This is a genomic window from Altererythrobacter sp., assembly GCF_050299635.1.
GTDB lineage: Bacteria > Pseudomonadota > Alphaproteobacteria > Sphingomonadales > Sphingomonadaceae > Erythrobacter.
The window spans coordinates 120,032-139,636 of the sequence record NZ_JBNKWF010000004.1; the positions used below are offsets into that span (position 1 = coordinate 120,032).

Annotated in this window: 12 protein-coding genes; 11 read left to right on the forward strand and 1 reads right to left on the reverse strand. The window is 62.8% G+C overall.

Going from position 1 to position 19,605, the window contains the following annotated elements; genetic code table 11:
• Window positions 1-94 precede the first annotated feature (94 nt).
• The 11 genes from ACQY6C_RS03320 (at window position 95) to cueR (ending at window position 18,736) form a co-directional block, all read left to right on the forward strand.
• Entirely contained in the window at window positions 95-484 is a 390-nt protein-coding gene (locus ACQY6C_RS03320; RefSeq protein ID WP_427964674.1) for a hypothetical protein, read from the forward strand.
• A 12-nt stretch (window positions 485-496) separates the two neighbouring features.
• Window positions 497-1,858 (forward strand): aminomethyl-transferring glycine dehydrogenase subunit GcvPA, encoded by a 1,362-nt coding sequence (gene gcvPA, locus ACQY6C_RS03325; protein ID WP_427964676.1) that lies wholly within the window; start codon window positions 497-499, stop codon window positions 1,856-1,858.
• Window positions 1,855-3,423: an aminomethyl-transferring glycine dehydrogenase subunit GcvPB gene (gene gcvPB, locus ACQY6C_RS03330; RefSeq protein ID WP_427964678.1), complete on the forward strand. Its 1,569-nt coding sequence runs from the start codon at window positions 1,855-1,857 to the stop codon at window positions 3,421-3,423. The genes gcvPA and gcvPB overlap by 4 nt, the downstream gene beginning before the upstream one ends.
• A 66-nt stretch (window positions 3,424-3,489) precedes the next feature.
• Window positions 3,490-5,580 carry a CHASE2 domain-containing protein gene (locus ACQY6C_RS03335; protein ID WP_427964680.1) on the forward strand — a complete coding sequence of 697 codons (2,091 nt, stop codon included), beginning with the start codon at window positions 3,490-3,492 and terminating at the stop codon, window positions 5,578-5,580.
• Entirely contained in the window at window positions 5,567-6,295 is a 729-nt protein-coding gene (locus ACQY6C_RS03340) for a hypothetical protein (RefSeq protein WP_427964682.1), read from the forward strand. Before ACQY6C_RS03335 ends, ACQY6C_RS03340 begins: the two co-directional genes overlap by 14 nt.
• 209 nt (window positions 6,296-6,504) lie before the next feature.
• Entirely contained in the window at window positions 6,505-7,878 is a 1,374-nt protein-coding gene (locus ACQY6C_RS03345; RefSeq protein ID WP_427964685.1) for a multiheme c-type cytochrome, read from the forward strand.
• Window positions 7,878-9,872, forward strand: a complete 1,995-nt coding sequence (locus ACQY6C_RS03350) for a heme-binding protein (RefSeq protein WP_427964687.1) — start codon at window positions 7,878-7,880, stop codon at window positions 9,870-9,872. Before ACQY6C_RS03345 ends, ACQY6C_RS03350 begins: the two co-directional genes overlap by 1 nt.
• On the forward strand, window positions 9,873-11,753 hold the full coding sequence (locus tag ACQY6C_RS03355; RefSeq protein WP_427964690.1) for a hypothetical protein: 1,881 nt from the start codon (window positions 9,873-9,875) through the stop codon (window positions 11,751-11,753).
• A 35-nt stretch (window positions 11,754-11,788) separates the two neighbouring features.
• A complete protein-coding gene (locus tag ACQY6C_RS03360; protein WP_427964782.1) occupies window positions 11,789-15,862 on the forward strand; it encodes a multiheme c-type cytochrome in 4,074 nt (1,357 codons plus the stop codon).
• A 94-nt stretch (window positions 15,863-15,956) separates the two neighbouring features.
• Window positions 15,957-18,338 carry a heavy metal translocating P-type ATPase gene (locus ACQY6C_RS03365; RefSeq protein WP_427964693.1) on the forward strand — a complete coding sequence of 794 codons (2,382 nt, stop codon included), beginning with the start codon at window positions 15,957-15,959 and terminating at the stop codon, window positions 18,336-18,338.
• Window positions 18,335-18,736, forward strand: a complete 402-nt coding sequence (gene cueR / locus ACQY6C_RS03370; protein ID WP_427964696.1) for a Cu(I)-responsive transcriptional regulator — start codon at window positions 18,335-18,337, stop codon at window positions 18,734-18,736. The genes ACQY6C_RS03365 and cueR overlap by 4 nt, the downstream gene beginning before the upstream one ends.
• A gap of 31 nt (window positions 18,737-18,767) precedes the next feature.
• Here cueR and ACQY6C_RS03375 read toward each other — a convergent pair whose 3' ends face one another.
• Entirely contained in the window at window positions 18,768-19,601 is an 834-nt protein-coding gene (locus ACQY6C_RS03375; protein WP_427964699.1) for a metallophosphoesterase, read from the reverse strand.
• Between the last annotated feature and the right edge of the window lie 4 nt (window positions 19,602-19,605).

The following is a 19,605-nucleotide window of genomic DNA, read 5'->3' on the forward strand; positions in this document are numbered from 1 at the left end:
CGCAGCTCGAAGGGTTGATGGACGAGGCCGGATACAAGGCCTTTGTCGATAGTCTCTTATGCGTTCGCCGTTGATCTGGGCAGCCTGTCTTTTGATGGCATTGCCGACAAGTTCATGTGGAACTGCCAACGAAGGCATCGTCGAACTAAGCGAGATCGCGGAAAACCCCCAGTCATGGGATGGTAAAGTCGTGCAAGTCTCTGGATGGCTTGTTCAATGTCAGGATCTGGAATGCCATATGGTGGCTACCAAAGCTGAGCGCGATCTAGTTTATTTTGGTTGTCCGGGAGAGCGGTGTGATGAAGCGCTCGCAGTGCATCTAGTAGGCATCGGCGGAAATGGTGAATTTGATGAAGCGGCCAAGCTTTTCTTGGGCGAGCGGATCATCTTGACAGCGACAGTTGATGCCCAATCGTGGAGCCATTGTTTGGACCGGTGCGGCACCTTGGACCCGATTGGGATCCGAGCATTTTCAGATTTTTGAGGTAATTAGATCATGCGTTACCTGCCACTAACTGATGCCGACCGCGGTGAAATGCTCGCCAAGGTCGGCGCGGCCCATATCGACGATCTGTTCGTCGACGTTCCCGAAGATGCGCGGCTCTCCGGCCCGATCCACGGCTTGCCGATGCACGCCAGCGAAATGGCGGTCGAGCGGCACATGCGCGCGCTGTCGAAGAAGAACCTAGCGGCAGCCGATGCGCCGTTCTTCCTGGGGGCAGGGGCCTATCGCCATCACATTCCTGCCAGCGTCGATCACATCATCCAGCGCGGCGAGTTCCTGACCGCCTATACGCCTTACCAGCCCGAAATCGCGCAGGGCACGCTGCAGATGCTGTTCGAGTTCCAGACGCAGGTCGCGCGGCTCTATGGCTGCGCGGTCGCCAATGCCTCGATGTATGACGGCTCGACCGCTTGCTGGGAGGCAGTGGCGATGACGACGCGCATCACGCGCCGCAAGAAAGCCGTGCTCTCCGGCGCGCTCCATCCGCACTATGCCGGAACCATTCGGACCATGGCGAAGTTCACCGGCGACGAGATCGCGGGCGCCTTGCCAAGCCTTTCGCCGCAGCCCGACAATGAAGGGCTGATCGCGCGGATCGATGACGAGACCGCCTGTGTCGTGGTGCAATATCCCGACATCCTTGGGCGCATCCCCAATCTCGCGGAGATTGCCGAGGCGGCTCATGCAAAGGGTGCGCTGCTGGTCGCCGTCAACACCGAGCCGGTGGCGCTGGGCGCGATCAAGTCGCCCGGCGAGCTGGGTGCCGATATCGTGGTCGGCGAAGGGCAGGCGATCGGTGTGGGCCTGCAATTTGGCGGGCCCTACCTTGGCCTCTTTGCAGTGCGCGACCCCAAGCATGTCCGCCAGATGCCCGGCCGCCTATGCGGCGAGACGCAGGATGCGGAGGGCAAGCGCGGTTATGTTCTGACGCTTTCGACCCGCGAACAGCATATCCGGCGCGAGAAGGCGACGAGCAATATCTGCACCAATTCGGGCCTCTGCGCGCTCGCCTTCAGTGTCCATATGACCTTGCTTGGCGAGAAAGGGCTGCGGCGGCTCGCCGCGGAGAACCACCGCATGGCCTGCATGGCTGCCGAACGGCTGGCGAAGGTTCCGGGCGTTACCGTCCTCAATGACGCATTCTTCAACGAGTTCACTGTGCTGATCGATGGCGATGCGCGCGACATCGTGCGCAAGCTGGCGGACAAGGGCGTGCTGGCGGGCGTATCGCTCGGCAGGCTTTATCCTGACGAGGCCAATCTGGCTGGCGGCTTGCTGGTCGCGGTGACCGAGACGACCAGCGAAGAGGATATCGAAGCCTTGGCTTCCACTCTTGAGGAGGTGTTGCCATGAACGCTCCCAACAAGAGCGGGTGGAAGCCCGAGATGAATGCAGGCGAGGGCAGCGGGCAAGCTGGCCCGGCGACTGTGACCGGAAACCGCGCGCTGATGCTGGAAGAGCCTTTGCTGTTCGAGATCGGCCATGCCGATGAAACCGGTGTTGACCTGCCCGAACCTCATTCCGGCCCCAATCGCCTTGGCGGCTTCGATCGCGCCGATGCGATCGGCCTGCCCGGCCTGACCGAGCCCGAGGCGATGCGGCACTACACCCGCCTCAGCCGCCAGAACTATGCCATCGATCTCGGCCTGTTCCCGCTTGGCAGCTGCACCATGAAGCACAATCCGCGCCTCAACGAGAAGGTCGCGCGGATGCCTGGCTTCGCCGATGTCCATCCCTTGCAGCCGGTCGATACGGTGCGCGGCGCGCTGGAAGTCATCAACGAGCTGGCATTCTGGCTGATCGAACTGACCGGGATGCAGGGCGTGGCGATGAGCCCCAAGGCGGGTGCGCATGGCGAGCTGTGCGGTATCCTCTGCATTCGTGCGGCGCTGGAAGCGCGCGGCGATGCGCGTGAAGTGATTCTGGTGCCTGAAAGCGCGCATGGCACCAATCCTGCCACTGCCGCATTTGCCGGATACCGGGTCGAGAATATCCCCGCGACAGATGAAGGCCGCGTCAACCTCGAGGCTCTGAAGGCACGGCTCGGGCCGGACGTTGCAGGCGTGATGATTACCAACCCCAACACCTGCGGATTGTTCGAGCGCGAGATGAAGGCCATTTCGGACGCGGTGCACGCGGCAGGCGGCTTCGTCTATTGCGATGGGGCCAATTTCAACGCCATCGTCGGCAAGGTGCGTCCGGGCGATCTTGGCGTCGATGCGATGCACATCAATTTGCACAAGACCTTCTCGACCCCGCATGGCGGTGGCGGACCCGGCTCCGGCCCGGTCGTTCTGTCGGAGGCGCTGTGTCCATTCGGCCCGCTGCCCTTTACCGCGCGCACGAAGGATGGCGTGGTGCATCTCGTCGAAGAGGATAATGCGGAGGAGTTCGGCCATACGCAGGCTTTCGGGCGCATGGCGGCGTTCAATGGCCAGATGGGCATGTTCACCCGCGCGCTTGCCTATATCCTCAGCCACGGGGCGGACGGCCTCAGGCAAGTGGCGGAAGATGCGGTGCTCAACGCCAATTACATCCTGCGCAGCCTGGAAGATTTGCTCGACGCGCCCTTTGCCGCGAGCGGCCCGTGCATGCACGAGGCACTGTTTGGCGATCAGGGCTTTGGCGACGGGCTCTCAACGCTGGACCTTGCCAAGGCGCTGATCGACGAGGGTTATCATCCGATGACTATGTATTTCCCGCTGGTGGTGCATGGCGCGATGCTGATCGAGCCGACCGAGACCGAGAGCAAGGCCAGCCTCGACCAGTTCATCGCTGCGCTACGCGGTGTGGCCGAGCGTGCGCTGGCGGGTGACGAGAGCATGAAACAGGCGCCTTATTTCGCGCCGCGTCGTCGGCTGGACGAGACGCAGGCCGCGCGCAAGCCTGTCCTTGCGTGGACACCGCCCACCGAATAATCGTGCCAGCGCCTTGATTTGGCGGCGCGAACACGCTTTCCTCCCTCCGGGTCCCAGGGGAGTGCAATGGACTCGGACATATCCGAGAGCGGTAATTTCATCACCCGCGGCTGGCGCAATGTGCGCGAGGCCGGGCCGCAGCGGCTTGTCTTCACCGCGGTGATGGTCCTGATTGCGGTGCTGATAGCGCGCTATAGCTGGGCGCTGCCGATCACGGGTGATGCCGAGCGCGGTCTTTTCGACTTGCGCAGCTTCGTCTTTGCGGAGCGGGTCGAGCAGGACGAACGCCTGCTGATGGTCGCCTATAACGAACAAACGCTGATCAATGCGCGCAAGCGATCGCCTTTGCCCCGAAGCGTGCTCATTGATGCGCTCAAGACGATCGATACGATGGGCGCGAAGGCAATCGGCGTCGATATATTGTTTGACCAGGTGCAGGATGAAGACGCGGAACTGGTCGAGGCCTTGCGCAATATGCGTACGCCGACAGCAGTCGCCTATGCGAATATCGCGACCAATGAATACGACATCACCTACGATCAGCAGGTCTATCTTGAAGAGTTCCTGGCCGCGCTGGAAGGAAGCAACGCCTTCCCCGCCAGCATCCGGTTGAGCGACGCCGATGGTGTTACCCGGCGTTGGCCGACGATCGAGCCCGATCTGCCTCCGGTCCTGGGCCGGGCAATGTTGCAGGCCGCGGGCGAAGGTGCGCGCACACTTCCGGGCTATGAGGGCTCGATCGCTTATCGCATCTGCGGAAGGTGCGAAGAGGAAGAGCAACAGGCTGCGGCCAACCCCGAAGCCGAACGTGCCCCGGTCGAACCATTGTTCAACGAACTTGCGATCGACACTTTCACCGATCCGGATCTTTTGGCGATTCCAGAAGCTGCGGCTTTGCTCGAATCGAGTGTTCGGGGCCGCTATGTCATCATTGGCGCCGATCTGGTCGATATCGATCGAGTTCCGACCTCGCTCACGGCTTACAACGACGAGATTCCGCCAGGAATGGCGGTTCACGCGCATATGATCGCGCAAATGCTCGACGGGAAACGCATGCCGAGCTTGCCGGGGCTCAACCTGTGGGTGCTGGCAGTGCTGATGATCGTCACGGCCACGCTTACCGCATTGCTCGAGTTCAGCAATTGGCGGATATACCCGCTGATCGGCATTGCGATCGCCATTCTGGTGGGTGTCCCGTTTTCGATGCAGTGGCGCGGGATAGACACCTATGGCGTGCCCGCCGCAGGCTGGATCGTGGGCTGGGTGCTCGCCTTTGCAGCCGTAACCGCTGCGGCACGCGCTTCGGGTGCGGTGCAGCGCAATTTCGCGCAAGGTGCGCTGGGCAAATATTTGCCCAAGGAAATGGCGCGAGAGATCATTGACAAGCCCGGTCTGCTCAGCCTGCATGGCGAAAAGAAGCAGATCTATGTCCTGTTCTCCGACCTCGAAGGCTTCACCAAGATGAGCCACGCGATGACGCCGGAGCAGGTTGCCAAAGTGCTCAATCGCTATCTCGAAATGCTGAGCAAGGTCGTGCTCGACCATGGCGGCGTGATTGACAAATTCGTCGGCGATGCGGTGGTGGCGTTCTGGGGTGCGCCGATCGCCCGACCCGACGATGCCGATCGCGCGGCAAAGGCTGGCTATGCGATCTGGCAGGCTGGCGAAGATTTCCGCAAATGGGTGGCCGAACTGGACCCTTCGCTGCCACCCGTCGGCAAGACCCGCGTGGGCCTGCATTTCGGCGAAGCGGTGGTCGGCAATTTCGGCGGAGAGAATCGCATCCAGTACACTGCCCTTGGCGACAGCATGAACACCGCCGCGCGGCTGGAGGCGGCCAACAAGGCGCTCGATTCCTCGGTGATGGCGAGCCGCGAGTTTGCCGAAAAGACCACGCTCGAATGGTGGCGGCCGATGGGCAAGGTGGTGTTGCGCGGCCGTGCCAGGCCGGTTGAACTGATGGAGCCCGCGCCCGATTTCGACGAAGCGGACCGCATGGCGTTGGCCGAGGCGTTAGCCATGTTAGCTTCCCACCGGGATCAGGCGCTTGCGACCCTGCAGGCAATTTTAGCCCGCAATGAGGCTGACAAGGCCTTGAAGAATCTGATATACCGGGTCGGCAATCTAGGCGACGAGGGGGCCTATGTTCTGGGATAGCAGGATCAAGCAGACTTTCACGGTGGCGCTGGCGACCGCCGCGATGGTGGCGGCTGCGCCCGCAATGGCGGGGGTGGTCGTCAAGTCATCGGGCCCATCTGCCGATAGCTATCCGGTCGGCAAAAAAGTCGGCGACAATGACCGGATCACGCTGAACGAAGGTGACGAGGTCACGGTGCTCAACGAATCGGGAACGCGCGTGCTGCGCGGCCCGGGCACCTATCGCGCCGGTGCGCGTGGTGCGAATACGCGCATCCGTTTCTCGCAACTCACACGGCAGAGCTCGGCCTTGCGGGTCCGAACGGGCGCCGCGCGGGCAGGCGAAGGCGAAGTGCGCAGTCCCAACCTCTGGTATGTCGATGTGACCAAGTCCGGCACTGTCTGTGTGCCTGCCCTGGAAGACGTAAAGCTGTGGCGGCCCAGGACGGAAGGCGAAGAGACCTATATCCTGCGCCCGGCGGGCAGCGACTATCACCACCATGTGACCTTCGGGGACGGTGTGATGGTGCGCCGACTGGACAGCGAGCGGCTGAAGCTGGAAGCGGGCAGCGAATACAGGATCAGCGGGCCTGACGCGTCGGAGGCGACGACAGTGCGTTTCGCCGTGGTCGAAGCTTCGGATCAACCCGAAGGCACTGCTGATGCCTTGATCGCAGAAGGCTGCACGATACAGTTGGACCTGCTCGCGCAGGCTCTGGAAAACGAAGAAGGATAAAAGGGTCCAGCGCAACCTTGGCTTTGCCGGGGAATGATGCGAGAGAATCGACGGGGCGCACAAGTGGGTCATTCGCAATGGCCCGGAACTGCTGATCGGCCCTAGGTGGGCGGACAACCGGTGGCTGGCCGGTGGTGACAGGGAGGCGCATGATCGCTGTGTTCGGTCGAATTCCGTCGGGTCGCGGGGGAGCAAGCCTTGCTCCGCGCATGACGCCAACAATTCTTGCCGCACTGGCGACGCTGCTGGCGTTCACCGCATTGCTCTATGCGGCAGGCGGTATCGGGCCTGAGGATGCGCGCGCGCAATCGCCGGGCGTACGATATGAAGGCGTGGCGACCTGTGCCGGATCGACTTGCCACGGCCGTGCGGAAGGCAATGGTGCGGTCGTGCGGCAGGACGAGATCGCGACCTGGCAGGAACCAAGCGCCGCTAGCGGATCGCACAGCCGTGCCTATGCCGTGCTGGCCAGCCCGCGCGGACGCCAAATCGCTCAGAGCCTGGGGCTGGGCGCTGCGACTTCTGCTCAGGCGTGCCTTGGTTGCCATGCGACCTTTGTGCCCGAGAGCCAGCGCGGCGCGCGCTTCCACACGAGCGACGGCGTTGGCTGCGAGAGCTGCCACGGGCCATCCGGCGGCTGGCTGGCGTTGCACTATGCCAAGCCTGCTACGCATGCATCCAACGTCGCGAACGGGCTGGTTCCGCTCGAAAACCCGCAGGTCCGCGCGCGGGTCTGCCTCGATTGCCATTATGGTAGCACCAAGACAGGCCAGTTCGTCACTCACTCGATGATGGCGGCGGGTCATCCGCGCATCAGCTTCGAGCTCGATCTGTTTTCCGCGCTCCAGCAGCATCATGACGAGGATGATGACTATCTCGACCGCAAGCCTCGCAGTGACAGCGTAAGGCTATGGGCGGTGGGACAGGCCGAGGCGGTTCGCCGCGCCACCGATCTCTTCGCCCGCCCCGACTATGGGATGAAGGGTATCTTCCCACAGCTCTATTTCTACGATTGCCACAGCTGTCATCGCGCAATCACCGACGGGCCGCGGCGCAAGCTGACGTTCGAATCCAATCCCGGACGCCCGATCCCATTCGGCAATCCGCCCTTCAACGATGAAAACATCATCACGCTCTCCGCTGTTGCGCGTGCGCTGGCGCCATCGCAGGCCGAGGGTTTCCTCGCCGCGAGCCGCGACTTCCACGGCGCGATGGGCAAGGGGCGCAGCGCCAGCCAGGAAGCGGCGGTCGCGCTGCGCGGAAAGGCGGCCAGCCTGTCCGATGCGCTCGCCGCGCGCGGCTATGACGGCAATGACGCTTTCACAGTTATCGCCAGTATCGCTGGCAAGGCAACGCGCCCGCGTTTCACCGATTATGCAGGGTCGGTCCAGGCGGTAATGGCGGTCGATACCTTGCTCAACGCACTGGTGCGTGAAGGCCGCGTGACCGTGGGTGCGGCAGCGGGTATTCGCGCCAATATCAACCGTGCCTATGCCGCAGTGAGCGCGCCCAACTCCTACCGCCCGGCTGAGTTCCGCCAGGCCCTGGGACAGGCAGCGTCAGCAGTGGGGGCGCTGCGTTGATGCGGGATTTCGCGCGAGCGCCGGTCAGCCTCGTCGCCGCACTGGCACTGGCGCTGGCATCCTGTGGCGGGGGAGGCAGCAATGCGCCTGCGCCCACCGGCGGCACTCCCGCTCCTACACCTACGCCGCCCGCATCCGGGCGGGTATTTGCCGATCCGGCGGCGGAATCGCTTTCAGTCGCGGAAGTGCAGCAGATACTGGCGCAGGCGGTGGGTGAGGCTCAGGCGCGCGGTCTGCCTGCGACCATCGCCGTGGTCGACCGGGTCGGCAATGTGCTGGCCGTATTCGCGATGAACGGTAGCCCGGCAATGACCACGGTCAGCCGCGAGACGATTGGCGGTACGGCGACTGCGGGTGCCGAAGTGGGCCTGCAAGGCGCAATGGTCCCGACCAGCACAGCGGCCATCGCCAAGGCCATCACCGGGGCTTACCTGTCGAGTGGCGGCAATGCCTTTTCCAGCCGCACGGCGAGCCAGATCGTGCAGCAACATTTCCCGCCAGCGCCCACCACTGTCGGGCTTGAGAGCGGCCCGCTGTTCGGCGTGCAATTCAGCCAACTGCCCTGTTCCGACCTTTCCGCGCGCTACAATGCAGGCGGCGGGCCCGGCGCGCTGATCGGGCCGAAGCGCTCTCCGCTTGGGCTTGCCGCCGATCCGGGCGGATTTCCGATCTACAAGAACGGCGTGGTCGTGGGAGGGATCGGCGTCGCAGGTGACGGTGATTACGGCTTCGATCCGAACATTCTCGACACCGATTCCGATGATGAAGAGGCCGCCGCATTGGCGGGGATTCAGGGCTTCGCGCCGCCGCCGGATGTTACCGCGGACCGGATCAATGTCGACGGCACTTCCTTGCGCTTCACCGATATGACGGTCAGCGATCTCGGCCCGCTGCAGACCAGCTTTGGCGCCGTGAATGGCCCGGCGGGCGGACTGGTGGCGGTGCCCGGTTACAGCAATGGAACGATCCAGGCCGGAGTGACCTATGGCAGCGAGGCATCGGGCGTACGCCGCGCGACGGCTGCCGAGTTCGACAATCCCGACGCCTATATCCTGACCGATGGCAGCGGCAATCCGCGCTATCCCGTGAGGGCCGGTACCGACGGTGGGAGCATCGCGCAGCCGATAACTGCGGCTGAAGCACGGGCGATCCTGGAAGAGGCCTTCCTGGTATTGTCGCGCTCAAGGGCACAGATCCGCCGCCCGCTCGACAGCCGGATGCAGGCGACCGTCAGTCTGGTCGACACCTATGGCCAGGTGCTTGGTATCGTGCGCTCTCCCGATGGGCCGATCTTCGGCACCGATGTGAGTTTGCAAAAGGCGCGCACCGCGACGTTTTTCTCCAGCGCCACGGCGGGGCAAGAGCTGAGCATGGGGCCCGCCACAGTCGCCGCCTATGTCCAGCGCCTGCGCGATTTCCTGAGCGATCCCAATGCCTTGACCGGCGCCTTCGCCTTTGCCGACCGTTCGGGTGGCAATCTCTCTCGCCCATATTTCCCCGATGGAGAGGTTGGCCGTGCGCCGGGACCGCTCTCGGTGATGCAGAGTTCGCAGTTCAGCCCCTTCGCGGTCGGTCTGCAGACCGATCTGGTGGCGGGCAATATCGTCGCGCATCTCGGCTTCATCAACAGCGGCGGTGTCGATCCCGATACGCCGCAGGGCTGCACCGCACTGCCCAATTCGCCTGCGGGCACTCCGCGCCTTGCGAACGGTATCCAGATCTTCCCGGGTTCGGTGCCGGTCTATCGCGGCAATACTCTGGTTGGCGGGATCGGCGTTTCAGGCGACGGAATCGACCAGGACGACATGACGAGCTTCCTCGGCCTCAACAACGCGGGGGTGCGCACCGGGACAATCGCCAATGCGCCCAAGGCAATCCGTGCGGACAATATCGTGGTCGATCTGGGCGATGCGAAAGTGCGGCTGCGCTATGTCAACTGCCCCTTTGCGCCCTTCCTCGACGATCCCGCGCAGAACGTGTGCGAGGGGCTGTAAATGGCCGCTTCATTCCTCCTTCCGCTCGCGTTGATGCAGGCCGCGCCTGCTGCCGAGCCGGTGCAGGAACCTGCGCCGCAAGACGAGGCTGCGGGCGAAGAGAGAAATGAGGGTTGGGTCGAGCAGTCGACAGACCCGGAAGCATTTCCGCCAGTTGATCCGCAGATCATCGAAGGTCGCCGCAGGCCCGACTATACTGACCCCTTACCCGACCGGATCGACCAGACCAACGCCGGCGCGGTTCGCGCTCCACCGCCTGAAGCCTTCCCGACCGACCAGATCCCGATTCCCGATCGCTGGCGCCTGATCCAGAGCCTGGGGCTGGTGAAGGAACGCTGGTTCGATCCCTATCACCAGAACACCTACAAGGGTGACCGGCCGATCAATCCGGACAAGGTGCCGTGGCTGCCGATCAAGGGCCATGACTGGTTCTTCATCGCCAATGCCGTCAGCGATACGGTGTTCGAACCGCGCACCTTCCCGATTCCCGTGGGCGTTCAGACCACGGAAGACCCGAACCGTGTCGACGTGTTCGGCCACAGCTTCAGCCCGGTCTTTGCGCAGACCTTCATAGTGGGGGCGGCGCTGGTGAAGGGCAGCACCGCCTTCAAGCCGCCGGAGATCGAATATCGCGCGACATTGGCTTTCAATTTCAACTATGTCGATGTGCCTGAAAAGCGCGTTTTGTTTGTCGAGCCGTCAAAGCCGAGTCACCGCAGTGACCATTTCGTGGGCGTGCAGGAGCTGTTTCTGGATTATCATATCCGCAACACCTCGGCGCGCTACGACTTCGACAGCCTGCGGCTCGGTATCCAGCCGTTTCAGTCCGATTTCCGCGGTTTTCTGTTTCAGGACCAGCAGCTTGGCCTGCGCTTCTTCGGGTCGCGCGACAACAATCGCTTCCAGTATAATCTTGGCGCTTTCTGGCGACTGGAGAAGGATACCAACAGCGGGCTCAACGCAATTCTGCAGAGCCCGCGCGATGACTTTGTGTTCGTCGCCAATGCCTATCGCCAGGATTTCCTGATTCCTGCGCTCACCAGTCAGGTGACGGTCGTGTATAATCGCAACCGCGAGGGGAACGACGTCCATATAGACGACAACGGCTTCCCGGTGCGCCCGGCGCTGCTCGGTACCTTGCGCGGGCGCGATTACGACGTGATCTATCTCGGCTACAATGCGGATGGTCGGATCGGTCGGATCAATTTGACCGCTAGCGCCTATTGGGCGCTGGGCGAGGATCGCAACAGTTTCTTCACAGACCGCCCGGCGGACATCAACGCGCAGTTCGGCGCAATCGAACTGAGCTATGACCATGACTGGATGCGGTTCCGCCTATCTGGCCTTTATGCCAGCGGCGATGGCGATCCCTATGACGATACAGAGGGCGGTTTCGATGCGATCTTCGAGAATCCGATCTTCGCCGGAGCAGACACCAGCTACTGGATAAGGCAGACCATTCCCTTCGCCGGCGGCGGGCGCGCCGTCGCGGTGAACGGGCGCAACGGCATCCTCAATTCGCTGCGCAGCTCGAAGGAAGAGGGGCAGTCGAACTTCAACAATCCGGGCACCATGCTGTTGGGGGTAGGGGCAGATTTCGATCTGACGCCCGAACTGCGCGTCTCCGCCAATGCCAACCATCTGTGGTTCGAGGATACATCGACTCTGCAGGCACTGCGCGTCGAAGGGTCGATCCCCAAGGATATAGGCTATGACCTTTCCGCCGCTGCGATCTGGCGGCCCAAGGCCACGCAGAATATCGTCTTGCGCCTTTCCGCCGCCGCGCTTGTTTCGGGCGACGGCTTCCGCGACCTGTTTGACAGCCTCGGCAACGACCGCACTTTTTACTCGGTGCTGGCAAATGCGATCGTGACCTATTGATGCGTATCATTCGTTCTCTCGCTCTGGCGATCGCCATGCTGACCTTCGGGGTCACGCTGGTCATTTCGGGCACCAGCCGGGCCTCCGAAGAAGAGAAGCCGGTCGAGCGCGATTATAGCCGCGTAACCGCTCCGCCTGCCCCTGCGCGCCAGACTGTTGCGGATATGATGGCGAAGTCGGATGGTTGCCTCTCTTGCCATGTCCGCACCGACCAGCCGACCATGCATGAAACGCCTGCAGTCAACCTCGGCTGCGTCGATTGCCATGGCGGGGATGTGACGGTCACAGGCGATTCAAGCCTGGCACATGACGATCCGCTCTATGTCGCCGCGCGCGAGAAGGCGCATGTGCTACCCAGATTTCCGGAAAGCTGGCACTATCCCGCATCCGCCAATCCGAAGCAGAGCTATGCGCTGCTGAACAATGAATCGCCCGAGTTCGTGCGCTTCGTCAATCCCAGCGATTTGCGCGTGGCGCGCGAAGCCTGCGGTGCCTGCCATCTCGATATCATCGAGGCGGGTGAGCGATCGCTAATGGCGACCGGGGCGATGCTGTGGGGCGGCGCGGCCTATAACAACGGCATCCTGCCCTACAAGAACTACGTCCTGGGCGAGGCCTACACGCGCGAAGGTGAAGCGGCGAAGATCGAGAGCCCGGGAACGGGCGGAACGCCGGGCACGGTGACCGATGCAGAGAAGTCGCGCGGCGCGCTTGCCGCCATGTATCCGCTGCCCACCTGGCATGTGGTTCCGCCTGCGGACGTGTTCCGTGTGTTCGAGCGGGGCGGGCGCAACATCGGTTCGCAATTCGCGGAGATCGGCCTGCCCAATCCGACCGGGTCGATCCAGCGGCTGGAAGAGCCGGGCCGGCCGGACCTCAAGCAGTCGAACCGCGCCCGGGGCACGGGCCTGCGCGTGGCGATCCCGGTACTCAATTTGCACAAGACGCGCCTCAACGATCCTTTCTTGTGGTTCATGGGCACAAACGACCAACCGGGCGACTATCGCCATTCCGGCTGCGCAGCCTGTCACGTGGTCTATGCCAATGACCGCGAGCCGCGCCACTCGCTGATCTACGCCAAATACGGCCGCGACGGGCAGAGCGTGACCGTCGATCCCACGATTGCGCAGCTTTACGAGACCGGCCGCACCGGTAGCCATGACGAAGGCCATGGTTCAGGCCACGGCGCGGTGAAAGAGCCGGATTCTGTTGGAGGGGCGGAAGGTGGCCACGCGCTCAAGCAGCACAGCGATAGTGCGCGCAAGGAATCAGGCCACCCGCTGAGGCACACCTTCACCCGCGCGATCCCGACCGCGCAATGCATGAATTGCCACATGCACCAGCCCAACATCTTCCTGAACAGCTATCTCGGCTACACGATGTGGGATTACGAGAGCGATGCCCCCTTCATGTGGCCGAAGGAGCAGAAATATCCGACGGCTGAAGAGGTTCGGGCTGTGCTCGATCGCAATCCCGAAGGCGCCGCGCCCAAGGGCAAATGGGCGGATCTGGACTTCCTGCGCAATGTCTATGACCTCAACCCAGAGCTCAAGGATACGCAGTTCGCCGATTACCATGGCCACGGGTGGAACTTCCGCGCGATCCTGAAGCGCGATCGCGAAGGGAACCTGCTCGACGCCGATGGCAAGATCGTCAGCCCCGACGATCCCGAGAAATGGCGCAAACAGGGTGAAGGCAAGTTTGTCGAGCCGGGCGTGAATCCGGGCAAGTCGGTGCACATGATGAGCATCCACGCCGAAAAGGGCATGCAATGTGCAGATTGCCACTATGCGCAGGACAGCCATGGCAATGGGCTGATCTATGGCGAGGTTGCCAACGCAATCGAGATCGGTTGCGTCGATTGTCACGGTACCGCCGATGCATATCCCACGCTCCGCACCAGCGGGCCGGCCGCGCCGCCCAAGGGCCACGACCTTGCGCTGCTGCGCAACCCCGATGGCAAGCGCCGCTTCGAATGGAGCGAAGACGCCAATGGGGAGCGCGTGCTGATCCAGAGATCGATCGTCGATCCCGATCTCCAGTGGGAAGTGAGCCTCGTCAAGGAAGCGGTTGATCGGGACAGCGCGCATTTCAATCCTAAGGCGGCGCGCGCCAAGCTGATGAGCAAATGGGGGGCTGAGGACGGCAGTTTCGCTTTCGGGCCGGGCGTCGCGAAGGGCGATCGTGCGCATAGGGAAGGCGAGATGGCGTGCTTCACCTGCCACCTTTCCTGGACCACTTCATGCGGTGGCTGCCACCTTCCGATTGAAGCAAACTGGAAGTCGAAACTGCACCGTTATGAGGGTGAGACCACGCGCAATTTCGCGACCTACAATCCGCAGGTGGCGCGCGATCAGATGTTCCAGCTTGGCAAGCACCAGACCACCAAGGGCAACCAGATTGCTCCGGTTCGCAGCACCAGCGCGCTGGTGCTGAGCTCGACCAACATAAACCGCGAACGGATCTATGTGCAGCAGCCGCCGATTGCGGCGAGCGGCTTCTCCAGCCAGGCCTTTGCGCCACATTTCCCGCATACGGTGCGCAAGACAGAGACCAAGACCTGCACCGATTGCCACCTCTCGGTGAATGACGACAACAATGCGGTCATGAGCCAGCTGCTGCTGCTCGGCACCAATTTCGTCAATTTCGTGGGGATGAACGCATGGGTCGGCGAGGAAAACGGTTTCGAGGCGATCCGCGTGACCGAATGGGACGAGCCGCAGGCGGTGCTGGGTTCCTATCTGCACAAATATGCCTATCCCGATTACTGGCGCATGCATGTCGAGGGCAATGATCGCGAGCTCAAGGATTGGACTCGCGGCAAGGCTTTCGACGAAGATTTGTCAGGTGAAACCAAGGCTTTCGAGCAATTCGCCAATGTCCATGAGGGCACACGCGATGCGGTCCGCTGCCTGCAATTGCGCGGCGAATACATGTTCGTGGCGGAAGGGAAGGGCGGCTTCCGTGTCTATGACGTTGCCTCCATCGCCAACAAGGGCGTGTCCGAGCGGATTCTAACCGCGCCCTTCAGCGCGCTGGGCCATGACACGCATGTGAAGAGTAAGAATGCCACCTGCATGGCGCTGGCGACCAACCAGCCAATCGCGCCGACGCGCAACACGCCGGAAATCCGCGCGATGAACCAGGAGCAGGCGTTCCTGCCGATTTACGATTATGCGGCGATCAGTGACTCCGAGGAGGGTCTGATCCTGGTCGATGTCAACACCTTGGCCGATGGCAATTTCCGCAACAACAAGCTCAAGCGCGCCACCTTTGCCAATGGCGGCACGGCGTGGAACGAAGGCGGCGTGCTGGACGGTGCGCAGCATATCCAGCTGGCGGGCGAGGTTGCCTATATCACCACCGCGCGCGGGCTAGTGGTGCTCGACCTGACCGATCCGCTCGATCCGCAAGTCGCTGCCGTGCGCGAGCTTGACGATGCGCGGGCGAGCGCGATCCAGTTCCGCTACCTCTGGGTCACGGACGCCAGCGGCATAAGACTGTTCGACGTCACCAATCTGCGCAATCCGGTGCATATGCCGCAAGGTGATGTGGCGCTTGCCAATGCGCAGCGGCTCTACATCGCGCGCACCTATGCCTATGTCGCGGCGAAGCAGGACGGGCTGGTGATCCTCGATGTGACGCGCCCGCTCTCACCGAAGGTCTATGCGAAAGAGACGCTTGGCGGCACGCTCAACGATGCCGAAGACGTGGTGGTGGGCAGCACCAATGCGACCTTGTTCGCCTATGTCGCCGACGGGGTGAACGGGATGAAGGTGCTGCAGCTCACCTCGCCTGACAGCCAGCCCAATTTCTATGGCTTCTCGCCTGCACCCAAGCCCGAGTTGATCGCCTGGGCCAGGACAAAGGGCCCGGCGCTGGCGATGAGCAAGGGGCTTGACCGTGACCGTGCGGTGGATGAGACCGGCGGCCAGATGGCGGTGTTCGGACGGCTCGGATCGCGGCCCTTCACAAGGCCCGAAATGGAGAAACTGTTCCTGACCAGTTCGGGTGTGCCGTGGAAGGTTTCGGATGAAGTCGACATGAGCGCATGGGTTGGCGGCGTCGGCCCGCTTAGGCATGATAGCGATGTTGCGGCTGGAAACTAGACCGGCAGGCGATCCATTGCGGCCAAACAGGGTTCGCGCTTGACTCTGACATCGTGTTAAGGTGCATTTGTTGTATCGGCAAAGGAGAAAGCCGATGACAAGCCAGAATCACGAACACGGTTCATGCGGGCATCAACATGGTCTGGGGCATGGTGCTGCGCATGGCCAGCATCAAAGCTCAGCCACCGCGACAGACCCGGTTTGTGGCATGTCGGTCGACCCTACCGAAACGCCGCACCATGCGCATCACCAAGGGCAGGAGTTTCATTTCTGCAGCGCCTCCTGCCTGACGAAATTCAGCGACGACCCGGAGCGCTGGCTGAATCCGTCGAGCGAAGCCGAGCAAGAGCCTCTCCCCGAAGGGACCATCTGGACTTGCCCGATGCACCCCGAAATCCGGCAAGATCATCCGGGGGCCTGCCCGATCTGCGGCATGGCGCTGGAGCCTGAAATCGCCACCGCCGATGCCGGCCCCAATGAAGAGCTGATCGACATGACGCGCCGCTTCTGGATTGGGCTGGTCCTCGCGGCACCTGTCTTCATCCTGGAGATGGGCGGCCATGTCTTCCCGGCAATCCATCGGCTGATGCCGATGGAGATATCCGCCTGGGTCCAGTTCGCGCTGGCAACGCCGGTGGTGCTCTGGGCCGGTGCGCCCTTCTTCCAGCGCGGCTGGGCTTCACTGGTCAGCCGCAATCTCAACATGTTCACTCTGATCGCGATGGGGACGGGTATAGCCTGGCTCTACAGCGTCATCGCGCTGATGGCGCCGCAGCTGTTCCCGGCTGCTTTCCGTGGACCGGGCGGCCATGTTCCGGTCTATTTCGAGGCCTCTGCAGTCATCATCGTGCTCGTACTGCTGGGGCAAGTCCTCGAACTGCGCGCCCGCGACCGCACCTCCGGCGCGATCAAGGCGCTGCTTGGGCTCGCCCCCAAGACCGCCCGACGCATTGCCCATGACGGCAGCGAAGCCGAAGTGCCGCTTGAAGATGTCATGGTCGGGGACCGGCTCAGGGTCCGGCCGGGCGAAAAGGTGCCTGTCGATGGCGCGGTGGAGGAGGGTCATTCAACGCTCGACGAGGCGCTCGTTACCGGCGAATCCATGCCCTTGACCAAGGACGTTGGTGACCGCGTGATCGGCGGCACGATCAATCAGACCGGGGCGCTGGTAATTCGCGCGGAAGCGGTGGGGCGGGACACTATGCTCTCCCGCATCGTCCAGATGGTGGCGGAAGCGCAGCGTTCGCGCGCGCCGATTCAGCGGCTGGCGGACCAGGTCGCGGGCTGGTTCGTGCCCGCCGTGCTGGCGGTCGCTTTGCTGGCTTTTGCCGCATGGTCGATTTGGGGGCCGGAACCGCGCTTCACCTATGGCCTGGTCGCGGCTGTGGCGGTGCTGATCATCGCCTGTCCCTGCGCGCTGGGCCTCGCCACGCCCATGTCGATCATGGTCGGCGTGGGGCGCGGCGCTTCGCTCGGCGTGCTGATCAAGGATGCCGCGGCGCTCGAGCTGCTGGAGAAGGTCGATACGCTGGTGGTCGACAAGACCGGAACGCTGACGGAAGGCAAGCCTGCACTGACGCGGATCGTTGCGGGCGAGGGATATCACGAAGCGGAGCTGCTGCGCCTCGCAGCCGCCATCGAGCGCCCGTCCGAACATCCGCTGGCCAGGGCTGTCGTTGATGCCGCGCTGGAGCGCGGGATTGCGATTCCCGAGGTGCAGGATTTCGATGCACCCACGGGCAAGGGCACGTCCGGCACGGTCGAAAGCCACAAGGTGGCGCTGGGGAATGACCGCTTCATGCAGGAATTGGGCGCCGGGATCGGGGCATTGGAAGCCTCCGCCGAAGAGTTCCGTTCCGAAGGGGCGACCGCCATCTTCATGGCCGTGGATGGCAAAGTAGCGGGAGTTCTCGCGATCGCGGACCCGATAAAGGCGAGTACGCCTGAGGCGCTTAAGGCGTTGAAGAAATCCGGCATCCGGATCGTGATGATGACCGGCGATAACCGCACGACCGCTGAGGCCGTGGCCCGGCGGCTCGGCATCGAGGAAGTCGAGGCAGACGTGCTGCCCGACCGCAAGAGTGCAGTCGTCGCGCGGCTGCGTGAGGAAGGCGCGGTGGTTGCGATGGCGGGCGACGGAGTCAACGATGCGCCCGCGCTGGCGGCGGCCGATGTCGGAATTGCGATGGGATCGGGCACCGATGTGGCGATGGAAAGCGCCGGGGTGACTCTGCTTAAGGGCGACCTGACGGGCATCGTCACCGCCAGGAGCCTGAGCCAGAAGACCATGGCCAATATCCGGCAAAACCTGTTCTTCGCCTTCTTCTACAATGCGCTGGGTGTGCCGGTGGCAGCGGGTGTGCTCTATCCCGCTTTCGGGATATTGCTCTCGCCGGTCATCGCGGCGGCGGCCATGGCGATGTCCTCCGTCAGTGTCGTCAGCAATGCCTTGCGCCTCAATAGAGTTAAGCTGTGAATATCGGACATGCCTCGCGCGAGAGCGGCGTCTCCGAAAGGATGATCCGCCATTACGAAAAGATCGGTCTGATCCCGCCGCCCGCTCGACGCGACAGCGGCTATCGCGACTATTCCGATGCCGACGTCCACCGGCTGAAGTTTGCAGCCAATGCTCGCGACCTTGGATTTCCGATCGAGGAAATCCGCGAATTGCTGAGCCTGTGGGGCGATGAAGAACGCAGCAGTGCCGATGTGAAGGCGCTGGCCCTTGCGCGGGCGGATGAGCTGGGCCGCAAGGCTGAAGCGCTGGCCGCCATGCGCGCGACGCTGCTCGACCTTGCCAACAGTTGCCGCGGCGGCGATCGCCCCGATTGCCCGATCCTGGAGACGCTTTCCGGCGAGAGCTCGAAAAGCTGAACTGTCCAGGCGGAGACGCGGTCTGCCCGCGCTATTCGCGCTCCCTGAACATGTCGCGCATCATCGGTTTCAGGTCGTCGCTGTAATGGGCTACGACGTCCCATTCATTGGTCTTCTCGTAATGCGTGACGAGGTCCTTGCCGTCCCAGCGGTGCAAGGCATAGGTCGAGGGTTCGGTGGTGATGAGGTCGCGATTGTCCGCGCGTTCGGGATCTATCGGACGCAGATCGAGCGAGACCAGCGGCGCGACCGAGGGCGTGACGCCCAGCGGCACCCCACGAAAACTCGCCAGCAGCGGACGATGGAGGTGCCCGCAATGGATCGCCAGAATCTGGTCATGGCCATCGATCGCAGCGGCAAAATTTGCGATCCAGTCTTCGTCAGCCGCCGGATCCATCCAGTCTATTCCCGAGACGACCGGCGGGTGGTGCATGAAGATCAGCGTAGGCTTGCTGCGGTTGGCTTCCAGTGTCGCGCGCAGCCAGTCACGCCGCGCACTGCAGAAGGCCCCGCCGTGCCGCCCCGCTTCCAGCGTATCGAGCAGCAGGATCAGCAATCCGTCCTGCTCATGCGTATAGTGCAGGAAGCCATCCTGCATCGGCGTGTTGGGGAAGGCGTGGAGCAGGCCTTCGCGGCTGTCGTGATTGCCCACCATCGGCAGGATGGGGCAGGGTACACTTTCGAGTAGCTCGGCAGTCTTCTCGAAACTTTCCTTGTCGCCGTGATCGGTAAGATCGCCGCTCAGCACCAGCAGGTCGATTGTATTCGGCTGCGCGAGCAAGCGGTCCAGCGTCTGGCGAAAGCGGATGCGATTGAGCTCTTCCGGCTTGGCATCGGGGTCGAAGCCGATGTGTATATCGGTCATCTGC